Origin of the sequence: Thalassoglobus polymorphus (assembly GCF_007744255.1) — a bacterium.
In the GTDB taxonomy this organism is placed as follows: Bacteria; Planctomycetota; Planctomycetia; order Planctomycetales; family Planctomycetaceae; genus Thalassoglobus; species Thalassoglobus polymorphus.
Genome location: NZ_CP036267.1, coordinates 1,429,390 through 1,441,738 on the forward strand (window position 1 = coordinate 1,429,390; position 12,349 = coordinate 1,441,738).

Annotated in this window: 7 protein-coding genes, 1 tRNA gene and 1 pseudogene; 7 read left to right on the plus strand and 2 right to left on the minus strand. The window is 50.1% G+C overall.

Going from position 1 to position 12,349, the window contains the following annotated elements; all coding sequences use genetic code 11:
- Positions 1-18: 18 nt before the first annotated feature.
- Positions 19-92: transfer RNA gene (locus Mal48_RS05295), tRNA-Arg, on the minus strand.
- A 386-nt stretch (positions 93-478) separates the two neighbouring features.
- Here Mal48_RS05295 and fae point away from each other — a divergent pair.
- From fae to Mal48_RS05315, 3 genes and pseudogenes are all read left to right on the plus strand, one after another.
- Positions 479-1,027, plus strand: a complete 549-nt coding sequence (gene fae, locus Mal48_RS05300; protein WP_145205759.1) for a formaldehyde-activating enzyme — start codon at positions 479-481, stop codon at positions 1,025-1,027.
- 371 nt (positions 1,028-1,398) lie between these two features.
- A pseudogene (locus Mal48_RS23520) lies at positions 1,399-1,881 on the plus strand (DUF1579 domain-containing protein).
- A gap of 161 nt (positions 1,882-2,042) precedes the next feature.
- Positions 2,043-3,107, plus strand: coding sequence for a peptidyl-alpha-hydroxyglycine alpha-amidating lyase family protein (locus Mal48_RS05315; RefSeq protein ID WP_197442075.1), 1,065 nt, complete (start codon positions 2,043-2,045; stop codon positions 3,105-3,107).
- A gap of 313 nt (positions 3,108-3,420) precedes the next feature.
- Here the strand turns inward: Mal48_RS05315 and Mal48_RS05320 are convergent, their stop codons facing one another.
- Positions 3,421-4,884 (minus strand): neutral/alkaline non-lysosomal ceramidase N-terminal domain-containing protein, encoded by a 1,464-nt coding sequence (locus Mal48_RS05320; protein ID WP_145196850.1) that lies wholly within the window; start codon positions 4,882-4,884, stop codon positions 3,421-3,423.
- 495 nt (positions 4,885-5,379) lie between these two features.
- On the opposite strand from Mal48_RS05320, the gene Mal48_RS05325 reads away from it, so the two are divergent.
- From Mal48_RS05325 to menC, 4 genes are all read left to right on the plus strand, one after another.
- Complete coding sequence (locus Mal48_RS05325; protein ID WP_145196852.1) at positions 5,380-7,209, plus strand: CocE/NonD family hydrolase; 1,830 nt, start codon at positions 5,380-5,382, stop codon at positions 7,207-7,209.
- A 297-nt stretch (positions 7,210-7,506) separates the two neighbouring features.
- Positions 7,507-9,378 carry a CocE/NonD family hydrolase gene (locus Mal48_RS05330; protein ID WP_197442076.1) on the plus strand — a complete coding sequence of 624 codons (1,872 nt, stop codon included), beginning with the start codon at positions 7,507-7,509 and terminating at the stop codon, positions 9,376-9,378.
- A gap of 100 nt (positions 9,379-9,478) precedes the next feature.
- Positions 9,479-10,903, plus strand: a complete 1,425-nt coding sequence (locus Mal48_RS05335) for a hypothetical protein (protein ID WP_145196854.1) — start codon at positions 9,479-9,481, stop codon at positions 10,901-10,903.
- A 289-nt stretch (positions 10,904-11,192) separates the two neighbouring features.
- Entirely contained in the window at positions 11,193-12,314 is a 1,122-nt protein-coding gene (menC, locus tag Mal48_RS05340; RefSeq protein WP_145196856.1) for an o-succinylbenzoate synthase, read from the plus strand.
- Positions 12,315-12,349 lie beyond the last annotated feature (35 nt).

A 12,349-nucleotide genomic window follows, 5' to 3' on the forward strand; every position in this document is an offset into this window, starting at 1 on the left:
ATTGGCGCGGTTAATAAATACCCCCGGCGGGATTCGAACCCACGACCTTTGGTTTAGGAAACCAACGCTCTATCCTGCTGAGCTACGAGGGCTGGGTGGTTTTTGTTGGAAGGAGATCCTCTGATTGGACTCTGCTCGGAGAGGAGTCTACTCGATTCGTCCCGAATCGCAAAATCCCAGCGTCTGTTTTTCATTCAGATCGAAATTTCTCTAACACGTATCCTGTTCAAGAGCGAATTCTCAGGGAAATCCTGACTGATGAACAAGTCGCTTGCTTCAGATTTCAGGCATTGTAAGGTGAGATTTGTGTTCAGCGTTCTGGAGTTCAGTTTCTCTGGAGTATTTCTCATGCTTGTCGTGTCCATGTGTGCCTGTGAAGGTAACTTTCATGGCTGCAGAAATTGCTCGCTACGAGGTTGAACGCGAACATCAACTCGAAAATGCAATTGAACATGAACAATATCAAAAGGAAGCGATTATGAGCGAACGAATTATCATGCGAACTGGGGAATGCCTTGTCGCCGGTGGTCCACCTTTTACTGCAGCTGAGCCAGAAGTTGTGATCGGTGAACTGGACGGACCTGTCGGGACAGCCATCGCCACGTTAACGGGTGGTCAGGCGGCAGGACACTCTAAGGTCTTTGCGATACTCGACACCGACATCCAGGTGAGACCTGTCACATTGATGGTCAGTAAGGTGACCGTCAAAAGTAGTTCTTACACCAACATTCTGATGGGGACCGTCCAGGCTGCGATTGCGAATGGTGTTCTCGACGCCGTTCGGGCTGGAGATATTCCGAAAGAAAAAGCGAACGATCTCGGGATCGTCTGCTCCGTCTGGCTCAACCCCGGGGCTGCGACTGATCCTGATCTGGATCACAAGGCACTGTTTGATATCCATCGCAAGGCGACCGCTCAGGCGATCCACAAAGCAATGAACAACGAGCCGACCATCGATTGGCTTTTGGAACACCAGGACGAGATCACTCACAAATACTACCAGAGAGGTCTCGACGGCACGTTATAGACGTGGTGATGACGATTTAATTTGAAGACGACAATGTGGAGGTATCACAGTCAGTGCAAGTAAAACAGAGCAGGGGAGAGTGACCGAGACTGTGTTAATGGTGAGCCATTTACGACGCATTCTCCCCTGTCACCTGGTGGCACCGGCGAAACGGAGAAACTGACTCGCACAATGGAGAAGTAGACCGGTAAGATAAGAGAGCGTCGATGTCTCCCGTTTGTGCCACCTCGCTTTTACGCGACCAATCGGGATACGAAATTTTCACAATGATGGAGTTTCGAGCAATGATTATGAAGATGTTCGCCATCCCGTTTGCGTTGGTCGTGTCGATGTCAGCAATCGACCTCGCTGCGCAAGAGTTGAACTTTCCTATGCCAAAGAAGGAGCACGAATGGCTCGACCAATTTACTGGGGAGTGGGACTCGATGTCGAAGAGTGTCGCGACTGCAAATTATCCCGCGATGCAGTGTTCAGGAACGTTGAAATCTCGAATGGTCGGTGGCTTTTGGGTCCTCAATGAAATGACGGTCGACACCGGCGGCCTTCAAGTTATAGGGATTCAGACGATTGGCTATAGCGAGGAGAAGAAGAAATACGTTGGGACCTGGATTGATTCGATGACGAATCATATGTGGAAATAAGAAGGGACCGTTGACGACTCAGGAAAGAAGCTTTCGCTGCTTGCCGAAGGGCCAAACATGCTCAAGCCGGGGACAACGGCAACCTATCGAGACAGCTACGAGTTCAAATCGAAGGATCACATTATCGCAACATCCGAGATGAAAAATGAAGAGGGTGAATGGATCACATTTATGACGGGTGAATTCAAAAGGCGAAAGAGCGATAGCCAATGACCCCACTCAGTTCGGGGCAGATCGAGTGAGGTGATCGAAGCTCGTCGGTGAGTAAGCTGCCTGCAATCGACGGACGATCAACCATGTCGATAAATTTGAAATACTGAACTGCTGATTTAATTCACTTCAACGACTAATAGATGACCGGGAGAATTATTCTTATGATTTCACAAACTCGAATTTTCTGGTCGTTGCTGCTCGCAATTGCTTTCGGAGTTTCTCTTTCACCGACAAGTCAGCTGAGCGCGCAGAATCCCGGATACGCGAAGGAACCGGTGATTACTGAGTACGACGTCGATCCGAGTTGGCCGGTGCGACCAGACGAGATTGGTGCAGCCGGGTGGGTCTCTGGGCTTTCCATTGACGACAAGGATCAGGTCTGGTTCTTTCGCAAAGGGCCGGACCCGGTACAGGTTTATACCAGCGACGGAAAATTTGTCCGCAGCTGGGGGAATGACCATAACTTCGTCAATCCCCATCATCTTCGTATCGGGCCGGATGGGAGTATCTGGCTTGCAGATTTCGGGCGTCATGTGGTGCAGAAGTTTACTGTTGAGGGGAAGCTGCTCCAGACATTAGGCGTTCTCGATGAGCGTGGTGATGACAACGATCATTTCGACCGTCCGACCGACATGGCGATCACGCCTGCAGGGGATGTGTTTGTCACCGATGGTTACGGAAACAATCGTCGGATCATGCACTTTGATAGCGATGGGAAGTTCGTCAAAACCTGGGGAGAGTATGGCTCTGCACCGGGCAGTTTTATCTTGCCACATTCCATCGTTGTCGATTCCAAAGGGAAGCTCTATGTGGCGGACCGGAACAGTGGACGGATTCAGGTTTTTGATCAGTCAGGAAAGTATCTTGATTCATGGGGCAACGTCATCATGCCTTGGGGGCTCTCAATCACGAAGGATGATGAACTCTGGGTGTGCGGTTCTTCACCACACTGGTGGCTTCGCGATGGCAAGTACCCGGAGTTTAAGGACCAGGTCTTCATGAAGTTTTCGACTGATGGGCGAGTCCTGCAGGTTTGGCAAATTCCCCTTGGCGATATTGGAGACAACAAGAACAAGCCAGATACTTCTCGACTCAAACCGGGTGAAGCCGTCGGCGTTCATTGCATCGCTGCCGACTCGAAAGGCAATTTATTCGTTGGCGAAATCTACAGCGAACGCGCCCAGAAGTTTGTCCCCGTGACCAGCCGAACTCCTTCGAAGAAGTAATAGAAGCTGACGTTTTCTCTTAACGTACGTGTCATCGTAGCGATGTTGGTCGCACTTCATTAGAGCAGTTTGCTCTACCGCGTGCCCGTGAAGAACGCATTTCGCTAGTAAAAATGCTGTTCGCCACGAGGCAGATCCTGCAAGCCAATTCGAAAGATGCTCAAGAGAAATTGGTGTTCGCCACGCGGCGGTGCGCGAACACCAATTCATATACTCCTGAAGTCGGAACAAGCGACTTTTCGTCTGAAATGCAGTCTCTACGGACGCAAGCAAACGATAAGGCGAGAAAGTTCTTTGAGGGTGAACTATGGGATTACTTCACAGCTGATTTGCCTTTCATCTCATTCATCATTTCGAGCAAATTGTTGACGAGAATGACTGAAGCATCCTTCTGCACTTGATTTGTTCCCAGCCACGTTTCGTAGCCACCGAGTCGGTGCTGTTCGGGAGTTGGGAGGTATCCGTGTCGGCCATTGGCAAGACCGATGACCATCGTTTGAGGAAACGGGCTTCTGTCTTTGAGTTCGAGTCCCGTCTCGACGAATGTTTCAAACGGAATCCCACAGACGACAAGATCGCCGATGCGGATCGCCTGGATTTTAACAGTGAGGGTTTCTTCTTCTCGTTCTGCAAATTGAACGACCCGACGGGCGTAGTTCTGGGCGAGTCGCGGCAGACTGTCGATCTCTGCTTTGTCTTTGACCGCCAGAACTTTACGGGCCGCATCGACTTCTTCAGCAGAGGGACGCCGATATTTCAGTTCTACTTTTCGTTCCAGCATCTGTAATGGGACGTTGTTTTTGTGTTCATCAATTTTTCGATGGGCGAACCAGGCGGTGTCCGCAGCCTTTCGAGCGACAATTCGAATTTGCTCAAATGGTTCGCGAGGAGGGCGTGTGACATTAAATGGAATGTTATTGATGTCGCCGGATGTCCCGTTTGACATCATCGCCACGAACTCATTGCTTCCACGTAATCGAGCGGGCATCAGGCGGGCGAATTCTCCAAAATAATCTGCCGAGAGCTGACCTCGGGGAGTCGCACCCACATAATGCAGAGAATAATTTGCGAAGAGTGCGAGTTGTCTGCGCCGCGCGTTCTGAATAGAGATGATCGTAATGTCGGGATCAGTTGGTCCGGCAGGACGATCCAAAACATCAGGGCTGCGTGACGGGTTCATTTTGACGATGTCCATCTTTCCAAATGGATTCAGTGGCATCTTACCCGCTTTCAGAAACCAGCGACGATTGAAGACTTCATCAGGTAAAGGATGAGAGGCAGCACCCACAGATGCCGGTTGTAGAGATGCGTGAGCTTGAACAATCGATTCCGCCATTCCCTCAGTCAGGACTTTGCGATACGCAACAGCAGGAGCATCTTTACTTCTTGTACTGTAAGGGGGGCCGCTATGTGTATGCGTTGAACTGATCAGCATGTGATCGACTTTAATTCCGGTTTTCTTCGCGGCGATTGCTTTGGCTTCGTCCAAAATTTCTGGAGAGACTCCCAAGCTGTCGACAACGACCATTGCCAGTGTGGTGACACCATTGTCGAGAACTATTGCTCGGGCGAAGAGAGGGTCGTGCGCACTTGTGGCCATGTTCGCATTGAATCCACCAGGCATGTTCAGAGGGAACTCTGTGGGTGTGATGTCGACAGCTGCAGCACCAGCCCGCAACGGGGTTTCAGAAGGGGCGGGCTCTTTCTTCTCTTCTCCGAATAATGAAAAGTTTGAGAACCAGAAGACTGCGAGAGCGAAGTAAATGATCTTGGGCATATCTTACTTTCTCTGTGTGGGTTTTGGTGAACCGAATCGGGGAGCAGCAACTCTCTGCTCGTGAAAGGATGGAGGGCAGGGTGACATCACGAGATGTGATATCGTCCATTTCAGGTGTGCGGACAAGTCTGTGGGAATGTGCGGTGAGGCCGCCTCATCATTGCGATTCAGAGGAAGTTCTCATCATGCATTTGAGGCCTCAATTATTCTTGCCATAGTCAAGGTGACAAGCAAGTCAGCGAGGATTTTCAAGTCGTAACGAAAGTTGAAAAATTTTTTCCTCTAAGAAAATCTCTTTATGAAAGACCCATATCCAAAGACCAGTGAAGAAAGTTTCTTCTTTCGTTTTTTATTGAGGCTGATCTTAAACTCTAGCGATCTCAGTTAGGGATAGATAACCTGCAATGAGTTCACTGGACTTCTTGAATACCAAGTGAAGAATGATTTTTTCATTGGTCACTCTATACCCACATACAAAAGCCTTGAGACCTTCAAATGAATTTGACTCTCCTTCGTTTTGTCTTGGCCTGTTGTATTGTGCCTGCTTTGGTAACGGGGTTTTCCGTTGTCGCTGAGGCTCAGGCACCACAAGCTGGTGACTATTCTAAAGTGAAGCATCAGGTCCGCGAGGAACTGAACAGCGAAGCGCCGATGCGTGATGGTGTCAAACTGAAGATTGATATCTTCCGCCCCGAAGCAGAAGGGCGCTTCCCAGCGATACTTCAACAGACACCGTACAACAAAAATGGACAGGCTGGACGCGCAAGGAATTTTGCCTCGCGTGGCTATGTGGTTATCAATGTTGATTCTCGGGGCCGGTTTGAATCGGGCGGAGAGTGGGATCCCTTTTCGGCGAAGCACAAGACCGATGGCTACGATTTAGTCCAATGGATCGCGGAGCAAAGTTGGTGTAACGGAAACGTTGGCACCTACGGTTTGTCATATATGGGTTGGACTCAGTGGTGGACAGCGTCTCAATCGCCGCCTGCATTAAAAGCGATCGTCCCCGAGGTTGCTCCACCGGATCAATTTTATAACTGCCCGTATCAAAACGGAATCTTCGTCTGCTGGATGATGGACTGGGCAGGCTCCACATCTGGCCGAAATCCACATCGTGCTGGCCCAGGTGCTTACGGTGGATTCGCCGTGAATCGCGAGGAGGCCTATGACCAACTTCCTTATATCGACTTCGACAAAACTCGGAATTACAAACCCAATACATGGTGGCGGAAGTGGATTGAGCAAAACACTGCGAGCGGTGAATACTGGAAGGCAATTTCATATCAGACGCCTGAGAGTTACGCGAAAGTGAAGGTTCCATCATTGGCGATTTCCGGATGGTTTGACGCGAACTTTACCGGCACGCCCATGAATTATCTGGCAATGAAGAAACATGGGGGGACTGAAGCGGCACGCCAACCCCGAATGGTGATCGGTCCCTGGCAACACATTATCAATCGAAGCCACGTCGCAGCCGGTGTCGATTTTGGCGAGCAGGCGATCATTGACTGGGACGGTTACATCCTGCGATGGTTCGACCATCATCTCAAAGGCGTTGATAATGGAGTGTTGAAAGACCCTCCTGTGCATGTTTTTGTCATGGGAAGGAACGAATGGCGAACGGCACAGGACTGGCCGTTGCCGGAGACGAAATTTACGAAATATTATTTGCACAGTTCCGGAAATGCCAACTCTTCAGACGGAGACGGTCGTCTCACTACGCTTCCGCCAGGTGACGAATCGCCGGACCATTACGTCTACGATCCTCGCGATCCAACACCCTCAGCAGGCTTCACTAACGGTCACATTGATGGCCCTCGCGACATCAGTCAGTCGGCAAAGCGACAGGATGTTTTGGTCTATGAGACTCCAGTTCTCACGAAAGACGTCGAACTCATCGGCCCGATTTCTGCCAAAATTTTTGCCGCCACAAATGCTCACGATACCGATTGGATGATTCGTCTTTCCGATGTCAAACCTGACGGCAGTGCGTTGTTTCTGGCTGAGGGAGTCATGCGAGCGAGGCATCGAGATCCTGAAAACAACGGAGCCTTTGATCCTTACAAATTGAGTGAAATTAAACCCGATGAAGCGTATGAATATCAGATTGAATTTTGGCGACCAACCGGGAACGTGTTCGCCCGTGGAAATCGCATTCGAGTTGAAATTTCCAGTAGCTACTATCCGTACTATTTAAGAAACCCAAACTCAAAAATGGATAACATCGGAAAGGTCACCACTTTTCAATCAGCAAAGCAAACAATTTTTCATGATGCAAAACGTCCCTCACATCTCACGCTTCCCGTCATTCCGGTTGGCCAGTGAACGACTTGATGATCTCCCATTAAGATGAAATTTTCGATGAGGCTTGTTTTCTGATTCATTGGTGACAAAGCTGAACCGTTAAAGTGCTTTGACACTGTTCGTTGGGCGTTTCGATCACCACGACGATGCGGTGGCAGTCTTAGAGCAGTTTGCTCTACCGTTTGCTCGTGAAGAACGCATTTCTCCAGTAAAAATGCTGTTCGCCACGAGGCAGAACCTACAAACCAATTCGAAAGATGCTCTAGTATTCGCACTCTTTAACTATCGTTGAACAATAAAATTTTGAAGGAAGTTTGAATGCGTACGATGCACCACTGGGTGTTGCTGATCACACTTTGTCTTACGAGCGGGGCGTACTCGCATGCGGACGACTACGTTGTTGAAAAAGATATCATGGTCCCGATGCGGGATGGAATACGGCTGGCGACGGATGTCTATCGGCCAGCTCAAGACGGGAAACCGGTCGATGAAGCACTCCCCGTGATCTTGAGCCGACTTCCTTACAACAAAAATGGACAAGTCACAGCTGCCAAGTATTTTGCCGCAAATGGATACGTGTTTGTTGCGCAAGATACTCGTGGTCGCTACAAGTCTGAGGGAGTCTGGCACATGCTCAGCGACGACGGCCCCGACGGTGTCGACTGTGCAGCCTGGATCGGGAAGCAGCCATGGTCGAATGGCAAAATCGGGATGATTGGGACTTCTTATTATGGGGGAACGCAACATTCGATGGCCCTCGCTGGTGCTCCTGAATTGACGACAGTCATCCCCGTCGATGCCATGTCAAACATGGGACGACAGAGCCTTCGCAATGCGGGCGCTTTCGAGCTGCGGTTTTGGAATTGGATCTTTCTGAACGCCGGTCGCGGGAGTCGTGCTTCACATGATCCCGGAACAGTTGAAGTTCTGAAAGAAATGGCGGATCAACGATTTGCCTACCTCGAGAATTTCCCGACACGACGCGGACAAACTCCGTTGCGACTCGCTCCCGAATACGAAGACTGGTTGCTGACTGCAATGGAAAGCGGACCGGATGATGAGTTCTGGTCGGCAGTGAACATTGTGGAAGATCCTGAGAAGTACAAAGATATTCCTGTTTATCTGGTCTCAGGCTGGTACGACTCCTGGGGTGGGAACAACACTGCCAACTTTATGGCACTCAGCAAGACCATCAAAGGGCCCGTTTTCATGATCATGGGACCGTGGATTCATGGTCAACAGGCTGCTTATGCACACGGGGATGTCACATTCGGCAAAGAAGCAGCCATTGCAGATCAGTGGGCGTGGCGCAAGGAATGGTACGACCGCTGGTTGAAAGGGATCGACAACTCTGTCGGCAAATCTGGTCTATTCAAGACACCAGTCCGAATTTTCGTCATGGGAACCGGCGACGGCACGAAGGACGAGAAAGGCCGCTTGAAGCATGGTGGATATTGGAGAAGTGAAAACGACTGGCCATTAGCCCGGACAGAGTACACAGATTTCTATCTGCAACCTGACGGCAACTTGTCGACTGCCAAATCAGAAGAAGAAAAAGCAGTCACTCAATTCCAGTTCGATCCAAAAAATCCAGTCCCGACCATTGGGGGGAACATTTCTTCAGGCAATGACATTCTGTTGCAAGGTGCACGAAATCAAAAAGGGGGGCCACACGTCTGGAATTTCAAAGCGCCAATTCCAATCTCCGCGCGCAATGATGTTCTCGTTTTTCAATCGGAACCACTCGAAGAAGACCTTGAAGTAACTGGTGAAATCGAAGTGAAACTATTTGCCTCCAGTTCTGCAGTTGATACCGACTTCACTGCGAAGTTGATCGATGTCTATCCATCATCGACAGACTGGCCGGCCGGTTTTGACTTAAATATTGGAGACGGAATTGTTCGCGGACGATTTCGGGAATCACTCAAGAAAGAAGTCTTGATGAATCCCGGCGAGACTTACGAATTTACAATCAGGCTTTATCCGACTTCGAATGTCTTCAAGAAAGGCCATCGAATCCGGGTCGATATTTCGAGCTCCAATTATCCTCGCTTCGATGTGAATCCCAACACGGGCGAACCGTTGAACCGGCATCGACGAACAGAAGTGGCAACTCAAACAATTTTCCATGATGCCTCGCACCCAAGCCGGATCATTTTGCCTGTGATTCCCACAACACCCGCAAAGTAATTTCCTTCCTCTCGCAAGTGTACGGGCTGTTCCGACACTTCCTACCCGAATCGGAGAAAACTCAATGCTGCAATCTTTGCAACGCTTTCATTGTTCCTTCATGCCCACGTACGTCGCTGCTTTAGTGATTTCATTCACAGCTCCATTGACCGCTGCCGAACTGTATGTTGGAGGCGCTACCACCAGTATCACCCCTGACCAGCCGGTCGCCCTTTCCGGACAGATGCGTACACGAATCTCACAAAAACCTGCTAACGAGTGCACCGCGACGGCTTTGGCAATTGAGTCCCGCGAGGGTGACAAAGTCATTGATCAAGTGATTCTCGTTTCCTGCGATTTGGTGGCGATCCGTGATGGAGTCATTGAGGCGGTTCGCGAACGGGCGAAGGATCGACTTCCCGGATTTGATATCAACAAATTGGTCTTGAATGCGACTCATACGCATACTGCTCCAGTCATGCGAGAAGGCATTTACAACCTTCCATCTGAAGGGGTGATGAAGCCCAAGGAGTACGTTGAATTTCTTGCTGACCGTGTTGCAGAAATTGCGGCTGAGGCGTGGGAGTCACGAGATACCGGTAGTGTCGCCTGGGGGCTCGGTCATGCGGTTGTCGCCCAGAATCGACGAGTTCAATATTCCAACGGAACAGCTGCGATGTACGGCAAGACAAACAGCCAGAATTTCCGTGCCATCGAAGGCTACGAGGACCACGAAGTGAATGTCCTCTATTTCTGGGACAAGAACGAAAAGCTCATTGCCACTGCTATCAACGTTGCCTGCCCCGCACAGGAAGTTGAAAGCGGTTCAGCTGTCAATGCCGATTTCTGGCATGAAGTACGTAAAACTCTCCGTGCCAAGTACGGCGAAGACTTATTTGTTCTCGGCTGGACGGGAGCCGCTGGCGATCAATCGCCGCATCTGATGTACAGCAAACCTGCAGAAGAACGGATGCGGAAATTGCGAGGTCTGACAAGACTTCAAGAGCTGTCGCGACGTATCGTCTCGGCCTGGGAAGAGGCCTACGAAGGTGCAAGCAAAGAGCGTCACAGCGACGCACTTTTAGTGCACAAAGTTCAGATGATCGAACTGCCAGAACGTATGGTCACCGAAACTGAGGCAACCGCCATTGGTAAGAAAGTCGCTGAACTGTCGAAAGATCCAAAGAACCAAAGACGAACGCTCTGGCATCAGGCTGCCGTTGATCGCTTTCACAGACAGCAAGCTGGAGAGTTAAATCCTTACGAGATGGAACTTCACACCATTCGATTGGGCGACATTGCAATTGCCACGAACGATTTCGAGTTGTTCACCGACTTCGGTATTCAAATGAAAGGCCGCAGCCCAGCCTTGCAGACCTTCATCATCCAACTCGCTGGTCCCGGGACATATGTTCCAACAGAACGGGCCGCAAAAGGTGGCGGCTACAGCGCCATCGTCGAAAGTAACAATGTCGGAGCTGAGGGGGGACAAGTTCTCGTCGAGAAAACGCTTAAAGCTCTGAACGAGATTTGGGATAAGAAGTAATGGTCAGAACTTCCATTTGAGAGACTTCGGGATTTTTCTCGAACAGGAAGTCTCGGCAATCGCTAAGATGCGAACTGAGAATGGACAGTCAGGGCACAGTTCTTTATAGAGCATCTTTCGAATTGGTTTGCAGGATCTGCCTCGTGGCGAACAGCATTTTTACAGGAGAAATGCGTTCGTCACGGGCACACGGTAGAGCAAGCTGCTCTAGAATTTGTGTCCTGGTTTTTCTTTCATCAGTCCCAAGGCAAACTACAAAATTAAACGACCTGCTACTGCAAGATGATTCATGAAGCTGGAACAAGTTGAGTTACTACACGTTCGTCGTCGATTGGCACACCCGTTTCGAATCAGTCTGGGAGCGATCACTGCGCGCGAGTTCGTTGTGCTGCGCGGTCACGCGGATGGCTTGACTGTTTATGGCGAAGCCAACATCGATGCGCGTCCTTTTTATGCTTCGGAGACTGTTGGCACAGTCTGGGAAATGATCTCAGAAGTTCTCCTTCCGATGGTCCTGGGGAAGTCCTTCGACTCGATTGAAGATGTTTGCCAGACATGGCATTCAATTCGTGGGCATGAATACGCCAAAGCTGCGGTGGAGCACTTGTATTGGGATCTTCTCGGAAAGGAACGCGGGGAGCCAATCCAGCAACTTCTGGGAGGGCAGGGCGAAACGGTCGAAGTTGGGACCAGCCATTCAATTGGTTCAAACCCGCAAGAATTCATCGCCGACATTAAATCCGCACTGGAACAGGGGATTCGCAGAATCAAAATCAAAGTACAGCCAGGTTGGGATGATCAACCGCTCAAGCTGATTCGTGAACACTTTGGCGACATCACGTTAATGGCTGACGCAAATGCTGCGTACTTGCCAGAACATGTCGACCATCTAGCAAGTTTAGATCGATTCGACATGCTGATGCTCGAACAACCTTTGCCACCTTTTGATCTCGTCTATCACAAAGAATTGGCAAGTCGAATTAAAACTCCATTGTGCCTCGATGAAGGAGCACATGACTTGCCGATGGTTGAGAATGCGGTCACATTTGATGCCTGTCAAATTGTGAATATCAAAGTTGGGCGTGTCGGCGGACTTTCCCAAGCGAAACTGATTCACGACTGGTGCCACGCGAAACAAATTCCGCTCTGGTGCGGACGCCGAACCGGTTCGGGCATTTCAATGGCAAGCGAACTGGCACTCGCCACGCTCCCGGGCTTTAAGTTCCCAACAGATCATGGGATCGAATTGATTCAGGAAACGATGGACCACTTTGTCCCCATTGACCAGTTTGAACTCTCAGACGCCTTCGCCCGCATCCCGACTGGACCGGGAATTGGAGTCGAAGTCGACGACACAATGCTGGACGAACTTGCAGTTCGCCGAATGGTGATCAAACCGTCAAGTGTGTAAATGAAAAAGCAGAAGTGTGGTATGCTTAATACCAC